We start from the raw sequence: 25,350 nt of genomic DNA, 5'->3' as shown, positions 1-25,350 counted from the left end.
GGACTCAGCCCCGGGTCCCGGCCAGGTTCACGGTCGGGTCCGGAGTCGGAGTCGGGGCCGGAGCCGCGGCCGTGGCGGGGCCGGGATCCGCCGGCATGGCCTCCAGGCGCTTGATCATGCGGCGCAGCACCAGCAGGGGGATCACCCCGAAGACGCCGAAGGAGATGTCGACCAGCGACCAGGAGAAGGGGATCCCCCGGATCGGCCCGCAGATCAGGGCCAGCGGGACGATGCCGGCGCAGGCGACCATGCCGGCCTCGACGATCCAGATGTTGCGCACCGGGTCGCGGTGGACCCCGTAGAAGAAGACGGCGATCACCAGGTGGGCGAAGGCCAGCCAGTCGGTGCCGTAGAGGAGGAAGGGGTATTCGGAGTCCGCGCGCTCCAGCCCGTCGCCGACGCGGCGCAACCACTCGTTGTCCACCAGGGCGTTGGCCCAGTGGAGCTCGCTCACCAGGGGGAAGGCGGTGAGTCCGCTCAGCACCAGGCAGACGAGGAACAGGGCAAGCCAGGCACGGATCCGCCGCAGAAGGGCGCTTCTCTCGCTCATGGAAGACAGCCTACGCAGCTTTCTGAACATGTTCAGCACAATTGTTGAACATGTTCAGTTCGCCGCGAGATCGTGATCGGGCCCCGCCCTCAAAGACCGACGATGCCGTTCCAGCGCTTGGCGAAGGACGAGCGCTCCGCGGAGGAGATGTCGCGGGCCACCACGAGGCGCTTGCGCATGTCCTCGTCCGGGAAGATCAGCGGGTTCTCGGCGAGCGCGGCGGTCTCCTCGTCCTCGGAGGCGGCCAGCACCTCACGGGCGGCCGGAACCGGGCAGACGTAGTTGACGGAGGCGGCGAGCAGCGCGGCCACCTCCGGGTCGTAGTAGAAGTCGATGAGTGCCTCGGCGTTGGCCTTGCGCGGGGCCAGGTTGGGGATGAGCAGGCTCTCCGCCCAGAGTTCACCCCCTTCCTCGGGGACCACGAACTCGATGTCGGGGTTGTCGGCCTGGAGCTGGATCGCGTCCCCGGAGTAGGCCTGGCAGGCCAGCACGTCGCCCTTGCTCAGATCGGAGGTGTAGTCGTTGCCGGTGAAGCGGCGGATGTGCTTCTTCTTCACCATGCTCTCGACCTGGTCGCACATCCGGTGGAAGTCGGTTTCGGTCCACCGGGTCACGTCGACCCCACTGCCCTGCATCAGCAGGGAGAAGGACTCGTCGAGACCGGAGAAGAGCGTGACCTTGCCGGCCAGGTCCGGGTGCCACAGGTCCTTGACGGACTTGATCTCCCGGCCGAGCGCCTTGCGGTTGTAGGCGATGCCGGTGATCCCCGACTGCCAGGGCACGGTGTGCAGCCGGCCCTCGTCGAAGGCGGGCGAGCGCAGCTGCGGGTCCAGGTACTTCGACACGTTCGCCTGCGCCGGGCGGTCCATCTTCTGGGCCCAGCCCAGGTGGACGAAGCGGGCGGCCATCCAGTCGCTGACCACCACCACGTCGTGGCCGGTCTGCTGGTGGTTCATCAGCGCCGGGCTGATCTTGCCGAAGAACTCGTCGTTGTCGTTGATCTCCTCGGTGTACCGGACCTCGATGCCGGTCTTCTCCGAGAAGGCCTCCAGCGTCGGGCGCCGGCTCTCGTCCTCTTCGTCGGTGTCGATGTAGAGGGGCCAGTTGGAGAAGGAGACGCTCCGGTCGGCGCCGGAGCGGTCCCGGCCCTCCCGCCGGTTCTCTGGGACGTACGCGGCCGGGACACCACAGCCGGTGAGGCCGGCCAGCAGGCACGCGGCACCGAGGCCGCGCAGCGCCGCGCGGCGGGAGAAGGCGAGTTCAGGCATGGCCAAAGCCTCGGTGAACGCCGAAGGGCGGGCAATAGACATGTTGTCTACTACCCGCCCCTTGAAGGCAGTGCCCTGGCCGATGCGGCGGCCGGCCGCCCGCCCGGCTTCCGGTCAGCCGTCGAGCGAGGTCATGACGTGCTTGATGCGCGTGTAGTCCTCGAAGCCGTAGGCGGAGAGGTCCTTGCCGTAGCCGGACTTCTTGTATCCGCCGTGGGGCATCTCGGCGACGAGCGGGATGTGGGTGTTGATCCACACGCAGCCGAAGTCGAGGTTCTTGGACATCCGCATCGCGCGGCCGTGGTCCTTGGTCCACACCGACGAGGCGAGGGCGAACTCGACGTCGTTGGCGTACGCCAGGGCCTGGTCCTCGTCCGTGAAGGACTGGACGGTGATGACGGGGCCGAAGACCTCGTTCTGGATGATCTCGTCGTCCTGCTTGAGGCCCGAGACCACGGTCGGGGCGTAGAAGTAACCCTTCTCGCCGACCTGGTGGCCGCCCGCCTCGACCTTGGCGTGGGCGGGGAGCCGCTCGATGAAGCCCGCGACCTGCTTCAGCTGGTTCGGGTTGTTCAGCGGACCGTAGAGCACGTCCTCGTCGTCCGGCTGCCCGGTCTTGGTGTCGGCCGCGTTCTTGGCCAGCGCCGCGACGAACTCGTCGTGGATCGACTCGTGGACCAGTACGCGGCAGGCCGCGGTGCAGTCCTGGCCGGCGTTGAAGAAGCCCGCGACCGCGATGTCCTCGGCGGCCTTGGCGATGTCGGCGTCCTCGAAGACCACGACGGGGGCCTTGCCACCGAGCTCCAGGTGGACGCGCTTGACGTCCTTGGAAGCGCTCTCGGCGACCTGCATGCCCGCGCGCACCGAGCCGGTGATGGAGGCCATCGCCGGGGTGCGGTGCTCGACCATGGCCCGGCCGGTGTCGCGGTCACCGCAGACGACGTTGAAGACGCCCTTGGGCAGGATCTCGCCGATGATCTCCGCCATCAGGATGGTGGAGGCCGGGGTGGTGTCCGAGGGCTTGAGGACCACGGTGTTGCCCGCGGCCAGGGCCGGGGCGAACTTCCAGACGGCCATCATCATCGGGTAGTTCCACGGCGCGACCTGCGCGCAGACGCCGACCGGCTCACGGCGGACGATCGAGGTCATCCCCTCCATGTACTCGCCGGCCGAACGGCCCTCCAGCAGGCGCGCGGCGCCGGCGAAGAAGCGGATCTGGTCCACCATCGGCGGCAGCTCCTCGCTGGCCGTGAGGCCGAGCGGCTTGCCGGTGTTCTCCGATTCGGTGGCGACCAGCTCGTCCGCGCGCGCCTCGAAGGCGTCCGCGATCTTCAGCAGGGCCTTCTGGCGATCGGAGGGGGTCGCGTCACGCCAGGCCGGGAAGGCCGCCGCGGCCGCGGCCATGGCGGCGTCGACGTCCGCCTGGCCGGAGAGGGGGGCGGTCGCGTACGCCTCGCCCGTGGCGGGGTTGACCACCTCGGTGGTCCGCCCGTCGGCGGCGTCCTTGAACTCCCCGCCGATGTAGTTGCGCAGACGACGCAGTTCGGTGGTCACTACAGCCACACTCCTGTGATCACATGTCCAATGGTTGAGACAGCTACTTAGCCTAGCCTCTCAGACGCCGTTTTCGACAGGCCCACACATCACGAACTACGGAATCAGTGAGATCTGACTCCCCAAACAACGAATTACATCGTTCTCGCCTTGCGGAACAGACGACTCCTCGTGCACAGTGAGGTCGTGGTCAGTCGAAGCGCAGATTCCAGGAACAGACAACCGTCCCCTTCGGTCGATGCTGTGTCCCTGGCGATCATCGAGCAACTGCAAGAGGACGGCCGTCGTCCTTACGCGGCGATCGGCAAGGCCGTCGGCCTGTCCGAAGCGGCGGTGCGCCAGCGTGTACAGAAGCTGCTCGACCAGGGCGTCATGCAGATCGTCGCCGTCACCGACCCGCTCACCGTGGGGCTCCGGCGCCAGGCGATGGTCGGCATCAACGTCGAGGGAGACCTCGACCCCGTGGCCGACGCGCTGACCGCGATGGCCGAGTGCGAGTACGTGGTGATGACCGCGGGCTCGTTCGACCTGATGGTGGAGATCGTCTGCGAGGACGACGACCACCTGCTCGAAACGATCAACAAGAAGATCCGTGCGCTCCCCGGCGTGCGATCAACCGAAAGCTTCGTTTACCTGAAGCTGAAGAAGCAGACCTACATGTGGGGAACGAGATAGCCCGTGAGCCAGGACCTCTCCAAGACCGCGTACGACCACCTGTGGATGCACTTCACCCGCATGTCGTCGTACGAGAACTCGCCCGTCCCCACCATCGTGCGGGGTGAGGGCACCTACATCTTCGACGACAAGGGCAAGCGCTACCTGGACGGTCTCGCCGGACTGTTCGTGGTCAACGCCGGTCACGGCCGCAAGGAACTGGCCGAGGTCGCCTACAAGCAGGCGCAGGAACTCGCGTTCTTCCCCATCTGGTCGTACGCGCACCCCAAGGCCGTCGAGCTCGCCGAGCGTCTCGCGCACTACGCCCCGGGCGACCTGAACAAGGTCTTCTTCACCACCGGTGGCGGCGAGGCCGTCGAGACCGCCTGGAAGCTCGCCAAGCAGTACTTCAAGCTGCAGGGCAAGCACACCAAGTACAAGGTCATCTCGCGTGCGGTCGCCTATCACGGCACCCCGCAGGGCGCCCTGTCCATCACCGGTCTGCCGGCCCTCAAGGCCCCCTTCGAGCCGCTGGTCCCCGGCGCGCACAAGGTGGTCAACACCAACATCTACCGCGCCCCGATCTACGGCGACGACCCCGAGGCCTACGGCCGCTGGTGCGCCGACCAGATCGAGCAGGAGATCCTTTTCGAGGGTGCCGACACCGTCGCCGCCGTCTTCCTGGAGCCGGTGCAGAACGCCGGTGGCTGCTTCCCGCCGCCGCCCGGCTACTTCCAGCGCGTCCGCGAGATCTGTGACGAGTACGACGTCCTGCTCGTCTCCGACGAGACGATCTGCGCGTTCGGCCGCCTCGGCACGATGTTCGCCTGTGACAAGTTCGGCTACATCCCGGACATGATCACCTGCGCCAAGGGCATGACCTCGGGCTACTCCCCGATCGGTGCCTGCATCATCTCGGACCGCCTCGCCGAGCCGTTCTACAAGGGTGACAACACCTTCCTGCACGGCTACACCTTCGGCGGACACCCGGTGTCCTCCGCGGTGGCGCTCGCCAACCTCGACATCTTCGACAAGGAAGGCCTCAACCAGCACGTGCTGGACAACGAGGACGCCTTCCGCTCGACGCTGGAGAAGCTGCACGACCTGCCGATCGTCGGCGACGTCCGCGGCAACGGCTACTTCTACGGCATCGAGCTCGTCAAGGACAAGGTCACCAAGGAGTCCTTCACGGACGAGGAGACCGAGCGCGTGCTCTACGGCTTCCTCTCCAAGGCGCTCTTCGAGAACGGCCTGTACTGCCGCGCCGACGACCGTGGCGACCCGGTCATCCAGCTGGCCCCGCCGCTGATCGCCGACCAGGGCACCTTCGACGAGATCGAGGGCATCCTGCGCCGCGTGCTCACCGAGGCCTGGACCAAGCTCTAACCAGCCCGCGTCCTCGCACCGTCCCGCAGGCGGCAAACTGCCGGACCACACGGCCCGGATCCTCCGTTCGAGTGAGAACGAGGGGGTCCGGGCCGTGTGCTGTCACCATCCAAGACGTTCATCTCTTTACATCTCATTGCGGCGCCAGTGACCAAGCGGGCTCCGCTTCGTTCCCCCGGACGGAGGTGTACGCCATGGTGGCTCCACGGGACAACGCTCCGCCGGACAACGCTCCGTCGGACAGAACTCCTTCGGACAACGTCCCGCCCCAGGACGATCTGCTCTGGGCACGGTCCCTTCATTACTCCCACAGCGGCTCGCCGGGCCTCATCGGAGTCTCGGTCGGCGTCCGCGCGGGAGAGATCCTCGCCGTGACCGGCCCCCGCGGCAGCGGCAAGAGCACGCTGCTGCGCTGCCTGTCCGGACAGCTCCGGCCCGAGCAGGGCGAGGTCTGGTTCAACAGCGTCCCCGTGCACACCATGGGCACCCTGGCCCGCGAACGGCTGCGCCGCGACCGCTTCGGCTGGATCGGCCCCGAGCCGAAGCTGCTGCCCGAGCTCCGGGTCTGGGAGAACGCCGCCCTGCCGCTGCTGATCGCCGGCGCGAGTCACCGCACCGCCAAACGGGCCGCCTGCGAATGGCTGGACCGCCTCGACATCGGCGCCTTCGCCCGCAAGCACCCCGGCGCCCTCAACCGGGCCGAGTCCCAGCGCGTCGCGCTCGCCCGCGCCCTCGCGCACCTGCCCGCCGTGGTCTTCGCCGACGAGCCCACCGCCCCGCTGCACCGCGCCGAGCGCTCCCTGCTGCTGCGCACGCTCACCACGGCCGCCCGCTCCCACGGCATCACCGTGCTGCTGGCCACCCACGACGAGGAGACCGCGGCCGTCGCCGACCGGGACTTCTCCCTGCTCGACGGCCGGCCGGCCGCCGCGGCAGCCGCGGCCGGGCACTCCCCCAGCTCCTTCCCCCAGCCCCCGGAGGACCAGGCCGCGTGCTCGCTCTCCGCCTAGCCCGCGGCTCCCGGCCGCTGGTGCAGCTACGCCGGCTGCTCGTCGCCGCCGCGTCGGCCGGCAGCGGCTTCCTGCTGCTGTACGTGCTCGCGCAGGCCACGGCCCGGCCCGCCGGATCGTTCCCTCAGCTGCTCTGGGCCCTGGTCCCCCTCGCCGTCACCGTCCAGTTCGCCGTCGCCGTGGCCCGTACCGACCCCGCGACCCGGCCCCTGGAGGGGATGGACGCCGCCGGACTGGGGCCCGTACGGCTCACCTTGGTCGCGACGATCTCCACCGCCGTGGCCTGCACCCTCGGCAGCGCCGTGGCCCTGGCCATCTTCCTCCACCTGCGCGGGGAGGTGACCGGGCTGCCCTTCGACGGCGCCGGGGCCGGGCTGCTCCACGCCGACCAGCCCCTGCCCGTGGCGGCCGCCCTCACCCTGCTGGCCCTGCTCCCGCTGGCCGCCTCGACCGCCACCGCCCTGGCCCTGCGCCCGCACCCCCGGCCCGCGCCGCAGACCGCGCTGCCTTGGGGCATCGCCCTCACCGCCTGCGGACTCGCCGCGCTGGCCTATGCCCGCCCCGGCGGAGCCGGCGTACCCGCGGGCTGGGCACTGACCGCCCTCGGCCTGGCCCTCGCCGGTCCGGGCCTGGCCTACGCCTGCGGGGCGCTGGTCCAGGCCGTCCGCCCGGGTGCGCTCCGGCTGCTGGCCGGGCGGGCCCTCCAGGAGGAGGCCCCCCGGCTGGGCGCACCCCTCGGCGTGCTGTGCGCCGTCGGGGCGGGCGCCCTCAGCGCCGTGGCCCTGCGCGACCACGGCGGGCTCCAGGTCCCGCTCGGCCCGCTGACCGCACCCGCCGCCGCGCTGGTGGCCGTGTGTGCGGCCGCGACCCTTCTCACATCGGCGGTCGAGGTGCGCCAGGCCAGGACCGCCGCCCGCGAGACCCTGACCGGGCTCGGCGCACCGGGCAAGGTCCTGCGTACAGCCGCGACCGTACGGGCCACCGCGCTGGTGGCGGTGTGCCTGCCGCTCAGCTGGGGTGTGTCACAGCTGACGTCGCTGGCATTGACCCGCTGAGGCGGGCAGCCCTTAGGGTGGGCCGAATGGCCAACCCACACATCGAGACCGATACCGAGATCGAGACGCTCGCCGAATTCGACCGGGTTGTGGCCCGCGGTTCGCTCAGCGGGTACCGCATCCAGGCGGTCAACCTGTTGGAGCGAACCTTCGCCCTGCTGTCCGCCGACACCTCGTCAGCCGTGTTCCTGGGCTGCGCGATGGAGCCGGACGCCTCGGTCAAGGTGCGCGCGGACGGCGCCCTGGTCTTCCCGCCCGTCCCTGACCTGCCGTTCAACCCCTACCGGGGCCTGCTCTACACGCCGGAGGAGCTCTTCACCGGCCTGTCCGCGGGCTACGAGGCCACTCCGGACGCCGAGGCGTACGCCTGGTTCCAGGAGACCAAGGCGGACGGCGACATCTACTCCTCGATGCTGCGTTCCATCCACGACGACGCCATCTCCGACGCCCTCGACGAACACCTCGTGGGCGCCCGCGTCGTCGGGGTGATGGGCGGCCACGCCATGACCCGCGGCGGCGACGCCTACCGGGGCGCGGCCGAGCTGGGCCGGACGCTGACCCGCTCCGGGCTGACCGTGGCCACCGGCGGCGGCCCGGGCGCCATGGAGGCGGCCAACCTCGGCGCGTACCTCGCCCCGGCCCCCGACGAGGCCCTGCCCGAAGCCCTGCGGATGCTGGCCAAGGCCCCGTCCTTCACCCCGTCCGTCTCCGACTGGGCGCGTGCGGCCTTCGCCGTACGGGAACGCTGGCCGGCGGTCACGGGCGGCGACTCGGTGGGCATCCCGACCTGGTCCTACGGACACGAGCCGCCGAACCCCTTCGCCGGGCACATCGCGAAGTACTTCGCCAACGCCACCCGCGAGGACGGACTCCTCGCACGGTCCAACGCGGGCGTGGTCTTCCTGCCCGGCGCGGCGGGCACGGTCCAGGAGATATTCGACAACGCGACGCCCAACTACTACGAGTCCCGCGGCGAGCCGACGCCGATGATCCTCGTCGACCGCGCCCACTGGACCGAGCGGCTGCCCGCCTGGCCACTGCTCCAGGCGCTCGCCCGGGGCCGGGCGATGGAGTCCCGGATCGCCCTGGTCGACTCGGTGACCGAGGTCCCGGCGGCCCTCGCCGCGATGAGCTGACCTCGACCGCCTGACCCGGGCAGGCAACTTCTCCCCCCTTTTCCACGTCTGGAAGAGGTACGCACTACGTAAAAACGCAAAGCCTGCCAGACGTGAACGGAGCCCTCGGGTGCTCATAGGCCTGCTCACCGCCATCGCGGCGTCCATCTGCTACGGCACGGGATCCGTCCTGCAAGCCGTGGGCTCCCGGCGGGCGGCCCGGATGTCGCCCGCCGCCGCCGGGGTCACCCAGCACGGCGGACCGAACCTCACTTCCACGGCGAAGGCCGCGATGACCTGGGAGTTCATCGTCGGCACGATCCTGGACTTCGTGGGCTTCGGCCTAGGCGCCCTGGCCGCCCGGCTCCTGCCGCTCTTCCTCTCTCAAACAGTCATCAGCGCCAACCTGGTGATCACGGCCGTGCTGAGCGTGAAGATGCTCGGCATCCGGCTGACCCGCAAGGAAAGGACCTCCATCGGGGTCGTCTGCGCGGCGCTGGTCCTGCTCGCGACGGCGGCGGGCCACGAGGGCGGCCACTACGCTCCCGCGTCCACGCACTGGTGGCTCCTGGGCGTGACCGTACTGATCATCGTGGGCGGCACGGTGGCGGTACGTTTCCTCGGCGGCCGTGCCGCGATCCTGGCGGGCCTGCTGTCGGGTCTGGCGTTCGGCGCCCTGGGCGTCGGGGTCCGCATCCTGAACGGCGTCGAGCCGTTCTCGTTCCCCTCCCTCCTCTCGGACCCGGCCCTGTACGCCATCGTCCTGGCCGGGGTCGGCGGCATGTACCTGCACACCGTGGCCCTCCAGATCGGCTCGGTGAACGGCGCCACCGCCGCCCTGGTGGTCGGTGAAACCGTGCTCCCCGGAGCGATCGGCGTCCTCTGGCTGGGCGACGCGTCCCGCCCCGGCATGGCCTGGCTGGCGGTCCTGGGCTTCGTCCTGGCGGTGACCGGCGCGGTAGCGGTCGCCTGGTATGGCAACCACGAGGGCGCGGAGACCCCTTCGGAACCGGAGTCCGACAAATCCAGCCTCGCCGGCGTTTGAGGCGCGGAGTCTGGGGCGGAGCCCCAGGGGGTCCGGGCGCAGCCCGGGACCCCCGCTTTCAGCCCGTCCGGCGTTTGAGGACCGGGGTCCGGGCAGAGCCCGGGGAACGGTGGAAGGGCGGGTAGGGGACTTCGCCCCGCGAAGCGGCAAACAGCGGGGATCCAGCCCCGCACAGCGGCAACGGCCCGGCCCTACTCCCCCGGCAGCACGACCACCTCGCTCGGGGCGAAGGTCACCGCAACCCGGTCCCCGACCGCCGGCGCCCCGGCCAAATCACACTCCGCCTCCAGCACCGGCCCCACCTCGGGCCGAAGCAGCAGCGCGACATGCGTCCCCCGGAAGGTCCGCGACACCACCTCGCACCCCAGCCCTCCCCCCGGCGACAGCACGACCCCCGCGGGCCGGATCAGCACCCGGTGCTCCCCCGCCGGTGACCCGGCCGGAACCGGGACCTTCCCCCACGCAGTCGCCGCCACCCCGGCGGAAAGCTCCGCCGGGACGACGTTCTCGAAGCCCAGGAACCGCGCCACGAACTCCGACGCCGGCCGCTGCCACACCTCCAGCGGGGTCCCCGCCTGCGCGATCCGCCCGTCCCGCATGACGACCACCCGGTCGGCCAGCGCGAACGCCTCGCCCTGGTCGTGCGTGACGGCCAGCACGGTCGTGCCCAGCCGCGAGAACAGCCCCCGCAACTCCACCACCAGCCGCTCCCGCAGCCCGCGGTCCAGCTGCCCGAGCGGCTCGTCCAGCATCAGCAGCCGCGGCGAGGGCGCCAGCGCCCGCGCCAGCGCGACCCGTTGCTGCTCGCCGCCGGACAGCGAAGCCACCGCCCTGTTCTGCGCCCCGGGCAGCCCGACCAGCTCCAGGAGTTCGGTGACCCGGGCCTCGGAGGACTGCTTCGAAGCGCCCCGCATCCGCAGCCCGAACGCCACGTTCCCGCCCACGTCCCGGTGCGGGAACAGCTGGTGGTCCTGGAACATCAGGCCCACCCCCCGCCGGTGTACGGGCACTGCGGCCTGGTCGGCGCCGCCCAGCAGCACCCTCCCGCCGGCGACGGGCTGGAGTCCGGCCACCACCCGGAGCAGGGTGGACTTGCCGCTCCCGCTCGGCCCCAGCACGCACACGATCTCGTGCTCGGCGACCGCCATGTCCACACCGTCCAGGGCGTAGGCGACCGCACGCTCACCGAAGCGGACCGACACCCCTTCCAGCTGAAGCAGGGTCATCAGAACTCTCCGGAGGTCTTGTCGGGGCGCAGGCGCTCCAGCAGCAGCAGGGACACCGCGCACACCAGCATCAGAATCGTGCTCAGGGCCATCGCCTGCCCGTAGTTCATCTCCCCGGCCCGCCCCAGCAGCCGCGCCACGGCGACCGGCAGCGTCGGATGGTCAGGCCGCGCGATGAAGACGGTCGCCCCGAACTCCCCGAGGGACACCGCGAAAGCGAAGCCGGCGGCGATCAGCAGGGCCCTCCGCACCATCGGCAGGTCCACCTCTCGCCAGGCCCGCAGCGGTGAGGCCCCGAGCACGGCGGCGGCCTCCCGCAGCCGTCCGTCCACGGCGCGCAGGACCGGCAGCATGGTCCGTACGACGAAGGGAACGCCCACCAGCGCCTGCGCCAGCGGCACCAGGATCCACGAGGTCCGCAGGTCCAGCGGCGGCTCGTCGAGGGTGATGAGGAAGCCGAAGCCGACGGTCACGGCCGACACCCCGAGCGGGAGCATCAGCAGCACGTCGAAGCCCCGTACGAAACGGCCCCCGCGCCGGGTCAGCGCCGCGGCCGCGAGCCCGCCGACGACCAGCGCGATGGCGGTGGCGGCCAGCGCGTACTGCAGGGAGTTCCAGATCGCCTCCAGCGGCGGCACCAGGAACGTTCCGCCGCCGGCGCCCACCTCCTGGAGAGCCCGGTAGAAGCCGAAGCCGTAGCCGCCCGGGGCGTCCAGGGAGCGTTCCACGAGCACCCCGAGCGGGAGCACGATCAGCAGCGCCACCGTCAGCAGCACCCCGCCGAGCAGGGTGCGCTGGGCCCAGCCGCGCGGCCGGTGCGTGGTCCGCCTCGGGTCGACGAGCCGCAGCGCGGTCTCCCGCTTGCGCACCGTCCAGGCGTGCACGGCCAGGATCCCGCCGATGGCCGCGAACTGCACCATCGTCAGCACCGCGGCCGTCGGCAGGTCCAGGAGCTGCGCGGTCTGCCGGTAGACCTCCACCTCCAGGGTGGAGTACGCGGGCCCGCCCAGGATCTGCACGACGCCGAAGGAGGAGAACGTGAACAGGAACACCATCAGCGAGGCGGCCGCCACGGCCGGAACCAGCGCGGGCAGGGTCACCCGGCGCCAGGCGGCGAACCGCCCGGCGCCCAGCACCCGGGCTGCCTCTTCCTGGCGCGGGTCGAGCTGCGCCCACAGTCCGCCGACCGTGCGGATGACGACGGCGTAGTTGAAGAAGACGTGCGCGAGCAGGATCGCCCACACGGTCGTGTCGAGGCGGATCCCCCACACCTCGTCCAGCAGACCGTTCCGCCCCACGAGCGCCAGGAACGCGGTGCCGACCACGACGGTCGGCAGCACGAACGGCACCGTCACGAGCGCCCTCAGCAGTTGTTTGCCGGGGAACTCGAAGCGCGCGAAGACGTACGCGCCGGGGAGTGCGATCAGGAGCGTGAGCGCCGTGGACGCGAGCGCCTGCCAGGTGGTGAACCAGAGCACGTCGCCGATGTCGGGCCGGGCCAGCACCTCGCCGATCCGGCCGAACTGCCAGCCGGCGTCGGTCTTGAGCCCGCGCCCGACGATCGCGGCGACGGGGTAGGCGAAGAACAGCCCGAAGAAGACGAGCGGCACGGCCATCAGACCGAGCCTGACGGCCGTGGCCCGCCCGGTCTCCTTCGGAACCTCGCTCACTCGTCCTACTTCACGACGAGGGCGGACCAGGCCTTGACCCACTGGTCGCGGTTCTTGGCGATGGCCTCGGGGGCGACCGTCTCGGGCTTCTCGATGACCACGCCGTGCTTGGTGAACAGCTCGGGCAGCGCCGCGTCCTTGGTCACCGGGTTCACGAACATCTGGAGCGGCATGTCCTCCTGGAACTTCTTGGAGATCAGGAAGTCCAGGAGCGCCTTGCCGCCCTCCTCGTTCTTCGCGCCCTTGAGCAGACCGGCGAACTCGGTCTGCCGGAAGCAGGTGCCCGTCGAGACGCCCGTGGGGGCCTCGGTCGGCTGGGGCTCGCCGTAGAGGACCTCGACCGGCGGGCTGGAGGCGTAGGAGACGACCAGCGGGCGGTCGCCCTTGGCCTTCTTGCCGCCCGCCGAGCCGGAGAAGCGCTCGTTGTAGGCCTGCTCCCAGCCGTCGACGACCTCGACGCCGTTGGCCTTCAGCTTGCTCCAGTAGTCCTTCCAACCCTCGTCGCCGTACTTGCCGACGGAGGCGAGGAGGAAGCCGAGGCCGGGCGAGGAGGTCGCGGCGTTCTCGGTGACCAGCAGGTTCTTGTACTCCGGCTTGATCAGGTCGTCCAGCGTCTGCGGCGGGGCGAGCTTCTTGTCGGCGAAGTAGGCCTTGTCGTAGTTGACGCAGATGTCGCCGGAGTCGACCGGGGTGACCCGGTGCTCCTTGTCGAGCACGAACTCGGGCTTCACGCCGGCCAGTCCCTTGGCCTCGTACGGCGTGAAGATGCCGTTGTCGAGGGCCCGGGAGAGCAGCGTGTTGTCCACGCCGAAGAAGACGTCGCCGCGCGGGGAGCCCTTGGTCAGGATCTCCTGGTTCAGGGCCGCGCCCGCGTCGCCGGACTTCAGGACCTTGACGGTGTAGCCGCTCTGCTGCTCGAACTCCTTGAGGACCGTGTCGGTCACGTTGAAGGAGTCGTGCGAGACGAGGGTGATGGTCTTCACGGCACTGGACTTGGACGCCGGAGCGTCGCTCGCCCCGGCGGACTTGTCCTTGGCGTCGCCGCCGCCGCAGGCGCTGAGCGTGGTGACGCCGAGCGCGGCCGCGAGCGCGACGCCGGCCATCTTCTTGGTGGTGCTCATTGGTGCATTCCTCCTGGGATGTCCAGGAGAAGACGCGGCCCTGCCCGGCGCTCTGTGGAGCGGACGCCGGGCAGGGCGCAACAGCTTGAGTGGTGACCGAACTTCCTACCCCGAATGACCGGGGCGAGGTTCAGAGGGTCTGCGGTGACGGTTACCGCACTCTCAGCGCTGTGGCGCTCCCCTGTCGGAATATGAAATTGGTTTCGGCCACAGGGTACCCCGCGGCCGAAAGCAAACCTTAACTGGCGAAAATCAGCGCTCCGAGGCCGCGAGCTGGCCGCACGCCCCGTCGATCTCCTGACCGCGGGTGTCCCGTACGGTCACCGGCACGCCGTGGCGGGCGATGGCCTCGACGAAGGCCTTCTCGTCCTCGGGCCGCGAGGCGGTCCACTTCGAGCCCGGCGTCGGGTTCAGCGGGATCAGGTTGACGTGCACGCGCTTGCCCTTGAGCAGCCGGCCGAGCAGGTCACCGCGCCAGGCCTGGTCGTTGATGTCACGGATCAGGGCGTACTCGATGGAGATCCGGCGGCCGGACTTCTCCGCGTACTCCCAGGCCGCGCCGAGCACCTCGCGGACGTTCCAGCGGGTGTTCACGGGGACCAGGGTGTCGCGCAGTTCGTCGTCTGGGGCGTGCAGGGAGACGGCGAGGCGGCACTTGAAGCCCTCGTCGGCGAAGCGGAGCATCGCCGGGACCAGGCCCACGGTGGAGACGGTGATCCCGCGCTGGGACAGGCCCAGGCCGTCGGGCTCCGGGTCGGTGAGGCGGCGGATGGCACCGACGACGCGGTTGTAGTTGGCGAGCGGCTCGCCCATGCCCATGAAGACGATGTTCGACAGCCGGGCGGGCCCGCCGGGGACCTCGCCGTCGCGCAGGGCGCGCATGCCGTCGACGATCTGGTGGACGATCTCGGCGGTCGACAGGTTGCGGTCGAGACCGGCCTGGCCGGTGGCGCAGAACGGGCAGTTCATGCCGCAGCCGGCCTGCGAGGAGATGCACATGGTGACCCGGTCCGGGTAGCGCATCAGCACGGACTCGACGAGCGTGCCGTCGTGCAGCTTCCACAGGGTCTTGCGGGTGGTGTCGTCATCGCAGGAGATGTGGCGGATGACGTTCATCAGGTCCGGCAGCAGCTCCTGTTGGAGCTTCTCGCGGGACGCCGCCGGAATGTCGGTCCACTCGGCCGGGTCGTGCGCGTACCGGGCGAAGTAGTGCTGGGAGAGCTGCTTGGCCCGGAACGGCTTCTCACCGATCGCGGCGACGGCCTCCCGGCGCTCCTCGGGGGTGAGGTCGGCGAGGTGCCGGGGCGGCTTCTTCGCTCCACGAGGGGCGACGAAAGTGAGCTCTCCCGGGACGGGGCGGGCCATGGCAGGTACTCCTTGTAAGACGAAAGGCGCGCCGCAGAAGCAGCGCGCCTTCCAAGAGTAACCGCCCCGCCTGTACGGGCGCCTTTTCGCAGGTCAGCCGGTACCGACGAACAGCGCCAGCAGCAGCCAGACCACCGGGGCCGTCGGGAGCAGCGAGTCCAGCCGGTCCATGATGCCGCCGTGACCCGGCAGCAGGGTGCCCATGTCCTTGATCCCGAGATCCCGCTTGATCATGGATTCCCCGAGGTCACCGAGGGTGGCGCTGACCGCGACGGCGAAGCCGAGCACCAGGCCCTGCCACCAGACGCCCCCGTCGATCAGGAACTCCATGCACAGCGCGCCGGCGCCCATCGCGAAGGCCACCGCTCCGAAGAGCCCCTCGCGGGTCTTTCCGGGGCTGATGCGCGGGGCGAGCTTGGTCTTGCCGAAGCGCCACCCCACCGCGTAGGCCCCGGTGTCGCTGACCACGGTCAGCAGCAGGAAGGTGATCACCCGCTGCGGTCCGTCGTCGGCGGTGAGCAGCATCGCGACGAAGGTGGCGAGGAAAGGCACGTAGAACGCCGCGAAGGCGCCCGCCGTGACGTCCTTGAGGTAGTCCTCGGGAGGCTCGGTCATCCTCCAGACGAGGACCGCCAGCACCGTCAGCGCCATGGCCACCCAGGCACCCTCGGCGCCGCGGACGTATCCGGCGATCACCATGGCCGCGCCGCCGATGGCGAGCGGGACCAGCGGGGCCTTGATGCCCTTCTTCTCCTGGAGCCGGGAGGTCAGTTCCCACAGGCCGACGACGACCGCCACGACGACGACGCCGACGAAGACCGCCTTGACGATGAGCAGCGAAGCGAAGATCACCGCTCCGAGGCCCACTCCGACCCCTATGGCGGCACGCAGGTCCCGCCCGGCACGCTTCTTCTGAGGCGGGGGCGAAGCGTCCTGCGGTGCCGGCGAAGGCGGGGTCGGCGGGGGGCTGGGCATGGGCTCCTGCGGCGGCGTATCGGCGCGGAAGAGGGGGCCGCCGTCAGCGGCGGCCCCCCGATCGCGTGCTTCCCGGTCGTCGAAGTCACGGCCGGCGGCATCGGGCACGATGGGCATGGGCCGAGTGTGCGGGCCCACCAGCGCATCGTAGGCGGGACCCGCCGGAACCGGCTCCGGCTGCCAGGAAGTGTCGTTCATCAGACTTCGAGGAGCTCGGCTTCCTTGTGCTTCAGGAGCTCGTCCACCTGCGCGACGTACTTCGCGGTGGTGTCGTCGAGCTCCTTCTCGGCGCGGCGCACCTCGTCCTCGCCGGCCTCCTTGTCCTTGACGAGCTTGTCAAGGGCGTCCTTCGCCTTGCGGCGGATGGCGCGGATCGAGACCTTGGAGTCCTCGGCCTTGGTGCGCGCGACCTTGATGTACTCCTTGCGGCGGTCCTGCGTCAGCTCGGGGAAGGTCACCCGGATGATGCTGCCGTCGTTGCTGGGGTTGACGCCCAGGTCGGAGTCGCGGATGGCCGTCTCGATGTTGCGCAGGGCGCTCTTGTCGAACGGGGTCACGATCGCCATGCGCGGCTCGGGGACCGAGAAGGAGGCGAGCTGGTTGATGGGCGTGATGGCGCCGTAGTACTCCGCCACGATCTTGTTGAACATCGCCGGGTGCGCACGACCGGTGCGAATCGCGGCGAAGTCTTCCTTGGCGACGACGACGGCCTTTTCCATCTTCTCCTCGGCCTCGAGGAGGATCTCTTCGGTCACCACGTGCTCCTGCATGTCAGAAATGGATGGTTCAGGCGGACGGGGGGCCTGCTCAGGCCCGGGTGCCCTGGTCGCTCACGAGCGTGCCGATCTTCTCACCCTTGACGGCTCGGGCGATATTGCCCTCGGCGAGCAGCTCGAAGACCAGGATCGGCAGCTTGTTGTCGCGGCACAGCGTGATGGCGGTGGCATCGGCGACCTTGAGGTCGCGCGACAGCACCTCGCTGTACTCCAGCGCGTCGAACTTCACCGCGTCCGGGTTCTTCTTCGGGTCCGAGTCGTAGACCCCGTCGACGCCGTTCTTGCCCATGAGCAGGGCTTCCGCGTCGATCTCCAGGGCACGCTGGGCGGCCGTGGTGTCGGTGGAGAAGTAGGGCATGCCCATGCCGGCGCCGAAGATGACGACGCGGCCCTTCTCCAGGTGGCGCACGGCGCGCAGCGGGATGTACGGCTCGGCGACCTGGCCCATGGTGATGGCCGTCTGGACGCGGGAGTCGATGCCTTCCTTCTCCAGGAAGTCCTGGAGGGCGAGGCAGTTCATGACGGTGCCGAGCATGCCCATGTAGTCGGACCGGGCCCGGTCCATGCCGCGCTGCTGGAGCTCGGCGCCGCGGAAGAAGTTGCCGCCGCCGATCACCACGGCGATCTCGGAGCCGTCGCGGACCACCGCGGCGATCTCGCGGGCGATGGCGTGGACGACGTCGGGGTCTACGCCGAGTCCTCCGCCGCCGGAGAAGGCCTCGCCCGACAGCTTCAGCATGAAGCGGCGGCCCTTCTTGTCCTGGTCGCTCTTGTCGTCGGAAGCGGTGTGGGTGTCCACGCCCTGATTCATGGAGATCTCCTCGTGCACATACGAAGAAGGCCATTGCCGGTGGGTCCTCGCGGTTCCCTCTACGGCAATGGCCTCCTCGTCAGATCTGCGGTCGCCCTGCGCGAACGCGGGCGACTGCTTCAGACCCTACCGGGGTCCGGTGTCCGTCGCGTACGGACGGACTCAGATGCCGACCTTGATGCGCGAGAAGCGCACCAGGGTGACACCGGCCTCGTCCAGAACCTTCTGGACGGACTTCTTGGCGTCCAGGGCGTACGCCTGGCCGAGCAGCGTGTTGTCGCGGAAGAAGCCGTTGACACGACCCTCGACGATCTTCGGCAGCGCGGCTTCCGGCTTGCCCTCGGCGCGGGTGACCTCTTCGGCCACACGGCGCTCGGACTCGACGACCTCGGCCGGCACGTCCTCGGCGGACAGCCACTTCGGCGCGAACGCGGCGATGTGCTGCGCGACGCCGCGGGCGACCTCGGCGTTCTCCTTGTCGAGCTCGACCAGGACACCGATCTGGAACGGCAGGTCGGGCATCGTGCGGTGCATGTACGCCGAGACGTAACCGCCGGTGAACTGCGCGAAGCGGTCCAGGACGATCTTCTCGCCGAGGTTGGCGTTGGCCTCGTCGACGAACGCCTGCACGGTCTTGCCCGGGGCGATCTCGGACGCGAGCAGCGCCTCGATGTCGGCCGGGGAGGTGGCGGCGATGTGGTTCGCCAGCTCGTTGGTGACCGCCAGGAACTTGTCGCCCTTGGCGACGAAGTCCGTCTCGCACTTCAGCTCGACGAGGACACCGGAGGTGTTGTCGTCGGAGATGACGGAGACAACGGCACCGTTCTCGGCAGAACGGCCTTCGCGCTTGGCGACGCCCTTCTGACCCTTGATACGGAGCGCCTCGACGGCCTTGTCGACGTCACCGTCGGCCTCGACCAGCGCGTTCTTGCAGTCCAGCATGCCGACGCCGGTGAGCTCGCGGAGCTTCTTGACGTCAGCGGCGGTGTAGTTCGCCATGAGTCTGTGATTCTCTCTCGAAGTCGTAGATCTACGGGTGAACGGCGGAGGAGCGCGCTCGTGGCGCGGCTCCCCCGCCGTCATCGTCCGTTCTGCGAGTGCCCGGCGCATGAACGCCGGGCGCCCTCAGTGGGTCAGGCCTGCTCGGCGTCGGCGGCCGGAGCCTCGACGACGGCCTCGGCGACGACCTCAGCCTCGGCGGCCGGGGCGGCCTCGGCCTCAACGGCGGGGGCGTCGACGACGGCCTCGGCGGCCGGAGCGGCCACTGCCTCGACCGACTCGTCGGAATCAGCCTTCTTCTCACCCTCGAGCAGGTCGCGCTCCCACTCCGCGAGCGGCTCGGCGGCGGCCTTCTCGCCCGGCTTCGAGTCACCAGTGGCGGCACCGGAACGGGCGATGAGGCCCTCGGCGACGGCGTCGGCGATCACGCGGGTGAGCAGGGTGACGGAGCGGATCGCGTCGTCGTTGCCCGGGATCTTGTAGTCGACCTCGTCGGGGTCGCAGTTGGTGTCGAGGATCGCGACGACCGGGATGTGGAGCTTGCGCGCCTCACCGACGGCGATGTGCTCCTTCTTGGTGTCGACGATCCAGACGGCGCTGGGGACCTTCGACATCTCGCGGATACCACCGAGGGTCTTCTCCAGCTTGATCTTCTCGCGAGAGAGGACCAGGAGCTCCTTCTTGGTGAGACCCGAGGCGGCGACGTCCTCGAAGTCGATCGCCTCAAGCTCCTTCAGACGCTGAAGGCGCTTGTAGACGGTGGAGAAGTTGGTGAGCATGCCACCCAGCCACCGCTGGTTGACGTAGGGCATACCAACGCGCGTCGCCTGCTCGGCGATGGCCTCCTGGGCCTGCTTCTTGGTACCGACGAACATGATGGAACCGCCGTGGGCGACGGTCTCCTTCACGAACTCGTAGGCGCGGTCGATGTACGACAGCGACTGCAGCAGGTCGATGATGTAGATGCCGTTGCGCTCCGTGAAGATGAAGCGCTTCATCTTCGGGTTCCAACGGCGGGTCTGGTGACCGAAGTGGACGCCGCTTTCCAGCAGCTCCCGCATCGTTACGACGGCCATGGCCATCTCCTTGTTTTCTCGGTTTGGTTCCTGACGCCCCTGTCGCGCCCTGCCCCCGTGGAGGGGACCGAGAGACGCTGTCACCTGGCCCTGAGGGGCCGGTGCTGGGGCGTGCGAAGTCGACCCGGTGACCCGGATCGCCACAAGAAGTGTACGGGACCCGGCGGTATGCCGGATGACGCGGTTGTCCACAGGGCCCCGCCCGTCCACAGGCCCCGGTGCGACCGGGTCCGGAGGCGGGACCCTGACCCCCATGACAAAGCTGCTACTCACCCTGGTCCTGGCCACGGCCCTGACCCTGGGGCTCCCCCCGGGCCCGCCGCCGACCCCACCGGGGCCGGCGGCCGGACGCCCGCTCCCCGCCCCGCTCACGGTGGTCCGCTGGTGGGACCCGCCCCCGACCCCGTACGCGGCGGGGCACCGCGGGGTGGACCTGGCGGCGCCGGTGGGCGCGGAGCTCCGCGCGGTCGGTCCGGGCCGGGTGCACTTCGCCGGCCCGGTCGCGGGCCGCGGGGTGCTCTCACTGACCCTCCCGAACGGCCTGCGCACCACGTACGAGCCGGTCCGCCCCTTGGTGGCGGAGGGCGCCGAGGTCAGGACGGGCCAGGTGGTGGCCCTCCTCACGGACGGCACGCACTGCCCCCGCTCCTGCCTCCACTGGGGCCTCCTCCACGCGGAGACCTACCTCAACCCCCTGGCGCTGCTCCCCCGCCCGACTCCCCGGCTGCTGCCCCTTCGGCCGTCCGGCGTCCGAGGACCGGGTCAGCCCCCGACGCCTCGCAGGGCCATGGCCACCGCGGCGTCCGTGACGACCACGGGGTCTTCCCCCGTGCCCGCCTCGATCCGCCGGACGGCGGCGTCCACCACGCCCTGGAGCAGCATCGCGGCCAGCCGCGGCTCCGCCTGGCCCAGCGCGGCCAGCGCCTCCACGATCATCGCGATCAGGCTCCCGTGCGCCGCGCGGATCTTCTCCCGCGCACCGGCGTCCAGCTCGCTCGCGGAGATCGCCACCACCGCCCGGTGCCGCTTGTCCCCCACCAGCCCCAGCTGGCTGCGCACGTAGGCCTCGATCTTCGCCTCCGGCGCCTGCGCCTCGGACATCGCCGCTTCGATCTCAGCCGCCCACACGGGGAAGTCCACCGCGCACAGCTCTTCGACGACGGCCGCGCGGGACCGGAAGTACTCGTACACGGAGGACCGGGCGAGGCCGGTCCTCTCGGCGAGGGCGGGGAAGGTCAGCGCTTCCGTCCCTCCTTCGGACAGCAGGGAACGGGCGGCGTCCAACAGGGCGCCGCGCTGCATCGACCGGTGCTCGGCCACGGAGGCCGCTCGAATCCTGGGCACGCGTCCACTGTACGGACGTACCGCAAGGCCGTCGCACGCTCCCGGCCCGCCATCCGCGCCCTCTCCCCGGCCCGCACCCGGGTACCGGGAGGTCAGCGCCCGACGTCCGCCAGCTTCGCGCGGAGCTGCAGGACCGACTTGGTGTGGATCTGGCTGACGCGGCTCTCGGTGACCCCGAGGACGTTGCCGATCTCGGCGAGCGTGAGGCCCTCGTAGTAGTAGAGGGTCACCACCGTCTTCTCCCGCTCGGGCAGCGTGTTGATGGCCCGCGCCAGCAGCCGGCGCAACTCCCGGTCCTCCGCGACCTCCACCGGGTTGTCCGCGGCGGTGTCCTCCAGGGTGTCCATCAGGGAGAGGCGGTCGCCCTCCCCGCCCACGTGCAGCAGCTCTTCCAGGGCGACCACATTGGCCAGTGACAACTGGCTGAAAACGGCGTGGAGATCCTCCACCCCGATGCCCATCTCGCCGGCGACCTCGTGCTCGGTCGGGGTGCGCCGCAGCTGGGCCTCCAGCGTGGCGTAGGCCCGTTCCACGGCGCGCGCCTTCTGCCGCACCGAGCGGGGGATCCAGTCCAGGGCACGCAGCTCGTCGATCATCGCGCCGCGGATGCGGGTGATCGCGTACGTCTCGAACTTGATGGACCGTTCGATGTCGAACTTCTCGATGGCGTCGATCAGTCCGAAGACTCCGGAGGAGACGAAATCGGCCTGTTCCACATTGGGCGGCAGCCCGACGCTGACCCGGCCGGCCACGTACTTCACGAGGGGCGAGTAGTGCAGGATCAGCTGCTCCCGCAGCCGCTCGTCACCCGAGTCCTTGTACGAGCGCCACAGCACCTCCAGCGACGAGGGCGCGGTGGACCGCTCGCTGCCGCGCGCAGCGGGGGTCACCGCAGCGCGGTCGGACCCTGAGGTGTGCTGGGGCATGCTTCGCCTTTGCCGGAGCCGGATTCCTTGGGAGCGTAGCGTGACGGAAGTGTCGCGGTGCGCGAAGAGTACGGGATCGCGCGGGCCCGCGAGGGCACCCCGACTCGCGCGGGCGACCCGGGACCGGCGCCTGGCGCACGGTCCCGGCAGGTGGCACCGGGAGGACCGCGTCTCTCATCGGCTTCACTCTTTCACCGGAACGCCCCAGGTCAACGACCGCCTCGCCGGGTGACTCCGCTTTATGCGCCTCCTCTCGGCCGCTTCGAGGTCAACTGCCAGCCGTCGCCCTGCCGTTCGACGAACCCCAGAGAGTGAAGTTCGTACAGTCTGCCGATGACTTCATCGGTGCCGGTGCCCGCCGCCAGGGCCACTTCCTCCAGGTCGGCGAGGCGACCCGCCGGGAGGGCCTCGAGGACCCGGACCGCGTCGGGGCCCAGCAGGTCCCGGGCGACCACGGGGCCCCGCCGCTCGGGGGCCAGCTCCCCCATCCCGCCGACCAGCTCGATGACCTCCGCCGCGTCCGTGACCAGCGAGGCCTCGCCGCGCAGCAGTTCGTGCACACCGGCCGAGAGTCCACTGGTGGCCGGGCCGGGGATGCCCATGGTGATCCTCCCGAGCGCCTGGGCCCGCCGGGCGGTGACCAGGGATCCGCTGCGGTGGGCCGCCTCCACGACGAGGGTGCCCCGGGTCAGGGCCGCGATGACGCGGTTGCGCAGGACGAAACGGCTCGGCGTGGGATGGCTGCCGGGCGGCAGCTCTCCGAGGAGCAGCCCCTGGGCGGCGATCCGGCCGAGCAGGCCGGCGTGCCCGCGCGGATAGGACACGTCCACCCCGCAGGCCAGCACGGCGACCGTGGCCCCGCCGGCGGCGAGGGCGCCGCGGTGGGCGGCGCCGTCGATCCCGTAGGCGGCGCCCGAGACGACCACCCAGCCGTGCTCGGCCAGTTCACCGGCCAGGCTCTGGGCCATGTGTGCCCCATACGGGGTGCACGCCCGGGCTCCGACCACCGCCACGGAGCGCAGCGCCCAGGCCCGCAGGCTCGGCCCGCCCCGCACCCACAGCCCGACGGGCCGGGCGTCGCCGAGGTCGTCCAGCTGGCTCGGCCACTCCGCCGACCCCGGGCAGACGAACCGCCCCCCGGCGTCGGCGGCGGCCGCCAGGTCCCGCCGGGGATCGGCCGCCGCGGCCCGGCGGCGGTATCCGGCGAGCCGGTCGCCGCCGACCCCGGCCAACACCCCGGGCTCCGGTTCGGGCCCGGTCAGCAGCCGTATCAGCCCGACGGCCCCGAACGCCCGCAGCCAGCGCCCGCCGTGCTCCTCCCCTGGTTCCAGGACCCGGGTGAGCGCGGCCCGCGCGAGCACCTCGCCCGCGAACTCCGCCTCCGCCTCCGGTTCCCGGCCGGGGACCGGGGCCGGCTCCGCCGCGGTCATGAGGCGGCGTCCAGGTGCGCCGAGGCTCCGCGGGCGATCCCGGTGCGCAGTTCGAGGGCGACCGCCACGTCCAGGGCGTCGGGGCGGTCCCGGCTCCTCAGGTCGGCCACCGTCCAGGCGACCCGGAGCACCCGGTCCAGCCCCCGCGCGGTCAGCAGGCCGCGCTCCAGGTCCCGTTCGGCCTGGGCCAGTGCTCCCGCCTCGGCCGGCCAGCGCGTCCGCAGCTCATGACCCGGGACCTCCGCGTTGAGCCGCCAGGGCGTGCCGTCGAGCCGCGCCGCGGCCCGGTCGCGGGCCTCCCGTACCCGGGCGGCGACCACCATCGTGGCTTCGCCGCGGCCACCGCGCCCCAGCAGATCGGAGCGGGTGACCGGCTCGACCTCCACGCGCAGGTCCACCCGGTCCAGCAGCGGCCCCGACAGCCGGGCCTGGTAGCGCCGGACCACCGAGGCCGGGCAGTCGCATCCGGTCCCGTGCAGGGTGTGCCGCCCGCAGGGACAGGGGTTGGCGGCCAGCACCATCAGGAACCGGGCCGGCAGGCGTACCACCCCGGCGGCGCGGGCGATGACCACGTGTCCCGCTTCGAGGGGCTGCCTCAGGGCGTCCAGGGCCTTGGTGCTGAACTCCGCGGCTTCGTCGAGGAAGAGCACCCCTCGATGGGCCAGGGACACCGCTCCGGGCCTGGCCACACCGGCCCCTCCGCCGACGAGCGACTGCATGGTCGCCGAGTGGTGCGGGGCGCAGTAAGGGGGCCGGGCGACGAGTGGTTCACCCGGGGGCAGGATTCCCGCGACCGAGTGGACGGCCGTGACCTCCAGTGAGTCCTGTCGGGTGAGCGGGGGCAGGATCCAGGGGATCCGCTCGGCCAGCATCGTCTTGCCGGCGCCCGGCGGTCCGCTGAGGAAGAGGTGGTGGCCCCCGGCGGCCGCCACCTCCAGGGCCCGGCGTGCCGCGTGCTGTCCGGCGACGTCCGCGAGATCGGGGAAGTCCCGCCCGTCGCCGTCGCGGGCCACCCCCGTGCCGAGTCCGGCTCCGGGGACGACCAGCCCGGCGAGCATCGGGTCCGGCCGCCCGGGCGGATCCGGCGGATCCTCCTCGGGGACCTCCCCGTCGGTGAGCACAGCGATCAGTTGCCGCAGGCTGCGGACCCCGAGCACCGAGACGTCGGGGACGAGCATGGCCTCGGCGGCACACTGCTGGGGGACCACGACCTGCCGGTATCCGGCCTCGGCGGCGGCGAGCACCGCCGGCAGGATCCCGCGGACGGGCCGCACCCGGCCGTCGAGCCCCAGCTCCCCGATGAGGACGAGATCGGCGATCACCTTCGGGTCGACCACTTCGGCGGCGCCCAGGACGGCGGCCGCGACAGCCAAGTCGAAGCCGGCGCCCCCTTTGGGGACCGACGCCGGGCTGAGGCCGACGGTGAGTTTCTTCTGCGGCCAGGCGGCGCCCGAGTTCACGACGGCCGCCCTGACCCGGTCCCGGCTCTCGACGAGGGTCTTGTCGGGCAGCCCCACCAGGGCGAAGGTGGCGACCCCGGGCTCCAGGTCGGCCTGCACCTCGACCACCACGCCGTCGACGCCCACGAGGGCCACCGAGCAGGCTCGTGCGAACCCCATCAGGCCGCCCCCCTGACGTGCTCCACCACGGGTCCGCCGCGCCGCGGCAGGAGGACCCCGACGAGGTCGATGCGCACCCCGCCCGGGGGTGGTCCCCCGTGGTCGGCCAGCCAGCGACCGGCGAGCCTGCGCAGGCGCTCGGCCTTGGCAGGCCGCAGCGCGGCCATGGGATGCTCGAACTCCCCCGCCCGCCGGGTCTTCACCTCGCACACGACGAGGGCGTCCCCGTCGCGGGCGACGATGTCGATCTCCCCGCCGCGACACCGCCAGTTCCGCGCGATCACGGTCATCCCGGCCTCGGTGAGCCGCCGCGTCGCGAGGTCCTCGCCGTACCGCCCCAATGCCTGCTGTGCCACGCCCTTCGCGTTCATCCGG

At 70.9% G+C, this 25,350-nt stretch carries 23 protein-coding genes and 1 pseudogene; 7 read left to right on the top strand and 17 right to left on the bottom strand.

What is annotated here, in order from left to right; translation table 11 throughout:
* Positions 1-4: 4 nt before the first annotated feature.
* The 3 genes from OG435_RS32060 to OG435_RS32050 form a co-directional block, all read right to left on the bottom strand.
* Entirely contained in the window at positions 5-550 is a 546-nt protein-coding gene (locus OG435_RS32060; RefSeq protein WP_266881371.1) for a hypothetical protein, read from the bottom strand.
* A gap of 89 nt (positions 551-639) precedes the next feature.
* Positions 640-1,818 carry an ABC transporter substrate-binding protein gene (locus OG435_RS32055; RefSeq protein WP_266881370.1) on the bottom strand — a complete coding sequence of 393 codons (1,179 nt, stop codon included), beginning with the start codon at positions 1,816-1,818 and terminating at the stop codon, positions 640-642.
* Positions 1,819-1,932: 114 nt separating this feature from the next.
* Positions 1,933-3,372 carry a gamma-aminobutyraldehyde dehydrogenase gene (locus tag OG435_RS32050; RefSeq protein ID WP_266881369.1) on the bottom strand — a complete coding sequence of 480 codons (1,440 nt, stop codon included), beginning with the start codon at positions 3,370-3,372 and terminating at the stop codon, positions 1,933-1,935.
* 171 nt (positions 3,373-3,543) lie between these two features.
* Between OG435_RS32050 and OG435_RS32045 the strand changes: the two genes are divergently transcribed.
* The 6 genes from OG435_RS32045 to OG435_RS32020 all read left to right on the top strand — a co-directional run bounded on the left by OG435_RS32045 (position 3,544) and on the right by OG435_RS32020 (position 9,637).
* Entirely contained in the window at positions 3,544-4,047 is a 504-nt protein-coding gene (locus OG435_RS32045; RefSeq protein WP_073910973.1) for an Lrp/AsnC family transcriptional regulator, read from the top strand.
* 3 nt (positions 4,048-4,050) lie between these two features.
* Complete coding sequence (locus OG435_RS32040; RefSeq protein WP_266881368.1) at positions 4,051-5,412, top strand: aspartate aminotransferase family protein; 1,362 nt, start codon at positions 4,051-4,053, stop codon at positions 5,410-5,412.
* Positions 5,413-5,606: 194 nt separating this feature from the next.
* Entirely contained in the window at positions 5,607-6,422 is an 816-nt protein-coding gene (locus tag OG435_RS32035; protein ID WP_266881367.1) for an ABC transporter ATP-binding protein, read from the top strand.
* Positions 6,404-7,477 carry a hypothetical protein gene (locus tag OG435_RS32030; protein ID WP_266881366.1) on the top strand — a complete coding sequence of 358 codons (1,074 nt, stop codon included), beginning with the start codon at positions 6,404-6,406 and terminating at the stop codon, positions 7,475-7,477. The genes OG435_RS32035 and OG435_RS32030 overlap by 19 nt, the downstream gene beginning before the upstream one ends.
* A 26-nt stretch (positions 7,478-7,503) precedes the next feature.
* Positions 7,504-8,613 (top strand): LOG family protein, encoded by a 1,110-nt coding sequence (locus tag OG435_RS32025; protein WP_266881365.1) that lies wholly within the window; start codon positions 7,504-7,506, stop codon positions 8,611-8,613.
* A gap of 109 nt (positions 8,614-8,722) precedes the next feature.
* Positions 8,723-9,637 (top strand): hypothetical protein, encoded by a 915-nt coding sequence (locus OG435_RS32020; protein ID WP_266881364.1) that lies wholly within the window; start codon positions 8,723-8,725, stop codon positions 9,635-9,637.
* A gap of 191 nt (positions 9,638-9,828) precedes the next feature.
* Here the strand turns inward: OG435_RS32020 and OG435_RS32015 are convergent, their stop codons facing one another.
* From OG435_RS32015 to rpsB, 9 genes are all read right to left on the bottom strand, one after another.
* Positions 9,829-10,863 carry an ABC transporter ATP-binding protein gene (locus OG435_RS32015; RefSeq protein WP_266881363.1) on the bottom strand — a complete coding sequence of 345 codons (1,035 nt, stop codon included), beginning with the start codon at positions 10,861-10,863 and terminating at the stop codon, positions 9,829-9,831.
* A complete protein-coding gene (locus tag OG435_RS32010) occupies positions 10,863-12,479 on the bottom strand; it encodes an ABC transporter permease (RefSeq protein ID WP_266882273.1) in 1,617 nt (538 codons plus the stop codon). Before OG435_RS32010 ends, OG435_RS32015 begins: the two co-directional genes overlap by 1 nt.
* 59 nt (positions 12,480-12,538) lie before the next feature.
* Positions 12,539-13,654 (bottom strand): thiamine ABC transporter substrate-binding protein, encoded by a 1,116-nt coding sequence (locus OG435_RS32005; protein WP_266881362.1) that lies wholly within the window; start codon positions 13,652-13,654, stop codon positions 12,539-12,541.
* A 252-nt stretch (positions 13,655-13,906) separates the two neighbouring features.
* Positions 13,907-15,019 carry a 23S rRNA (adenine(2503)-C(2))-methyltransferase RlmN gene (gene rlmN / locus OG435_RS32000; protein WP_266881361.1) on the bottom strand — a complete coding sequence of 371 codons (1,113 nt, stop codon included), beginning with the start codon at positions 15,017-15,019 and terminating at the stop codon, positions 13,907-13,909.
* Positions 15,020-15,112: 93 nt separating this feature from the next.
* The gene (locus OG435_RS31995; RefSeq protein ID WP_266881360.1) at positions 15,113-16,192 is read right to left on the bottom strand and encodes a phosphatidate cytidylyltransferase; all 1,080 of its coding nucleotides are present in this window, start codon (positions 16,190-16,192) and stop codon (positions 15,113-15,115) included.
* Positions 16,192-16,749, bottom strand: coding sequence for a ribosome recycling factor (gene frr, locus OG435_RS31990; protein WP_112453867.1), 558 nt, complete (start codon positions 16,747-16,749; stop codon positions 16,192-16,194). Before frr ends, OG435_RS31995 begins: the two co-directional genes overlap by 1 nt.
* Positions 16,750-16,801: 52 nt before the next feature.
* A complete protein-coding gene (pyrH, locus tag OG435_RS31985; RefSeq protein WP_266881359.1) occupies positions 16,802-17,581 on the bottom strand; it encodes a UMP kinase in 780 nt (259 codons plus the stop codon).
* A 162-nt stretch (positions 17,582-17,743) separates the two neighbouring features.
* A complete protein-coding gene (tsf, locus tag OG435_RS31980) occupies positions 17,744-18,580 on the bottom strand; it encodes a translation elongation factor Ts (RefSeq protein ID WP_266881358.1) in 837 nt (278 codons plus the stop codon).
* 134 nt (positions 18,581-18,714) lie between these two features.
* Entirely contained in the window at positions 18,715-19,656 is a 942-nt protein-coding gene (gene rpsB / locus OG435_RS31975) for a 30S ribosomal protein S2 (protein ID WP_266881357.1), read from the bottom strand.
* A gap of 175 nt (positions 19,657-19,831) precedes the next feature.
* Here rpsB and OG435_RS31970 point away from each other — a divergent pair.
* A pseudogene (locus OG435_RS31970) lies at positions 19,832-20,290 on the top strand (M23 family metallopeptidase); the annotation flags it as partial.
* A 128-nt stretch (positions 20,291-20,418) separates the two neighbouring features.
* On the opposite strand, the gene OG435_RS31965 reads toward OG435_RS31970, so the two are convergent.
* The 5 genes from OG435_RS31965 to OG435_RS31945 all read right to left on the bottom strand — a co-directional run bounded on the left by OG435_RS31965 (position 20,419) and on the right by OG435_RS31945 (position 25,346).
* Positions 20,419-20,976, bottom strand: coding sequence for a TetR/AcrR family transcriptional regulator (locus OG435_RS31965; protein ID WP_266882271.1), 558 nt, complete (start codon positions 20,974-20,976; stop codon positions 20,419-20,421).
* A gap of 116 nt (positions 20,977-21,092) precedes the next feature.
* Positions 21,093-21,926: an RNA polymerase sigma factor WhiG gene (gene whiG / locus OG435_RS31960; RefSeq protein ID WP_266881356.1), complete on the bottom strand. Its 834-nt coding sequence runs from the start codon at positions 21,924-21,926 to the stop codon at positions 21,093-21,095.
* 239 nt (positions 21,927-22,165) lie between these two features.
* Positions 22,166-23,356 carry a DNA-processing protein DprA gene (gene dprA, locus OG435_RS31955; protein ID WP_266881355.1) on the bottom strand — a complete coding sequence of 397 codons (1,191 nt, stop codon included), beginning with the start codon at positions 23,354-23,356 and terminating at the stop codon, positions 22,166-22,168.
* Positions 23,353-24,975, bottom strand: a complete 1,623-nt coding sequence (locus tag OG435_RS31950) for a YifB family Mg chelatase-like AAA ATPase (RefSeq protein ID WP_266881354.1) — start codon at positions 24,973-24,975, stop codon at positions 23,353-23,355. The genes dprA and OG435_RS31950 overlap by 4 nt, the downstream gene beginning before the upstream one ends.
* A complete protein-coding gene (locus OG435_RS31945; RefSeq protein ID WP_243337661.1) occupies positions 24,975-25,346 on the bottom strand; it encodes a YraN family protein in 372 nt (123 codons plus the stop codon). Before OG435_RS31945 ends, OG435_RS31950 begins: the two co-directional genes overlap by 1 nt.
* Between the last annotated feature and the right edge of the window lie 4 nt (positions 25,347-25,350).

It is taken from the genome of Streptomyces sp. NBC_01264 (assembly GCF_026340675.1).
Classification (GTDB): domain Bacteria; phylum Actinomycetota; class Actinomycetes; order Streptomycetales; family Streptomycetaceae; genus Streptomyces.
The sequence above is the reverse complement of the archived record's forward strand: the minus strand, read 5'-3'. Positions and strand labels throughout refer to the sequence as shown.

What these genes read in the sequence shown, in the direction of transcription:
- OG435_RS32060 (WP_266881371.1), bottom strand. Translation starts at nt 550, where the DNA reads ATGAGCGAGAGAAGCGCCCTTCTGCGGCGGATCCGTGCCTGGCTTGCC.
- OG435_RS32055 (WP_266881370.1), bottom strand. Translation starts at nt 1,818, where the DNA reads ATGCCTGAACTCGCCTTCTCCCGCCGCGCGGCGCTGCGCGGCCTCGGT.
- OG435_RS32035 (WP_266881367.1), top strand. Translation starts at nt 5,607, where the DNA reads ATGGTGGCTCCACGGGACAACGCTCCGCCGGACAACGCTCCGTCGGAC.
- OG435_RS32025 (WP_266881365.1), top strand. Translation starts at nt 7,504, where the DNA reads ATGGCCAACCCACACATCGAGACCGATACCGAGATCGAGACGCTCGCC.
- OG435_RS32015 (WP_266881363.1), bottom strand. Translation starts at nt 10,863, where the DNA reads ATGACCCTGCTTCAGCTGGAAGGGGTGTCGGTCCGCTTCGGTGAGCGT.
- OG435_RS32010 (WP_266882273.1), bottom strand. Translation starts at nt 12,479, where the DNA reads ATGGCCGTGCCGCTCGTCTTCTTCGGGCTGTTCTTCGCCTACCCCGTC.
- OG435_RS32005 (WP_266881362.1), bottom strand. Translation starts at nt 13,654, where the DNA reads ATGAGCACCACCAAGAAGATGGCCGGCGTCGCGCTCGCGGCCGCGCTC.
- rlmN (WP_266881361.1), bottom strand. Translation starts at nt 15,019, where the DNA reads ATGGCCCGCCCCGTCCCGGGAGAGCTCACTTTCGTCGCCCCTCGTGGA.
- OG435_RS31995 (WP_266881360.1), bottom strand. Translation starts at nt 16,192, where the DNA reads ATGAACGACACTTCCTGGCAGCCGGAGCCGGTTCCGGCGGGTCCCGCC.
- pyrH (WP_266881359.1), bottom strand. Translation starts at nt 17,581, where the DNA reads ATGAATCAGGGCGTGGACACCCACACCGCTTCCGACGACAAGAGCGAC.
- tsf (WP_266881358.1), bottom strand. Translation starts at nt 18,580, where the DNA reads ATGGCGAACTACACCGCCGCTGACGTCAAGAAGCTCCGCGAGCTCACC.
- rpsB (WP_266881357.1), bottom strand. Translation starts at nt 19,656, where the DNA reads ATGGCCGTCGTAACGATGCGGGAGCTGCTGGAAAGCGGCGTCCACTTC.
- whiG (WP_266881356.1), bottom strand. Translation starts at nt 21,926, where the DNA reads ATGCCCCAGCACACCTCAGGGTCCGACCGCGCTGCGGTGACCCCCGCT.
- dprA (WP_266881355.1), bottom strand. Translation starts at nt 23,356, where the DNA reads ATGACCGCGGCGGAGCCGGCCCCGGTCCCCGGCCGGGAACCGGAGGCG.
- OG435_RS31950 (WP_266881354.1), bottom strand. Translation starts at nt 24,975, where the DNA reads ATGGGGTTCGCACGAGCCTGCTCGGTGGCCCTCGTGGGCGTCGACGGC.
- OG435_RS31945 (WP_243337661.1), bottom strand. Translation starts at nt 25,346, where the DNA reads ATGAACGCGAAGGGCGTGGCACAGCAGGCATTGGGGCGGTACGGCGAG.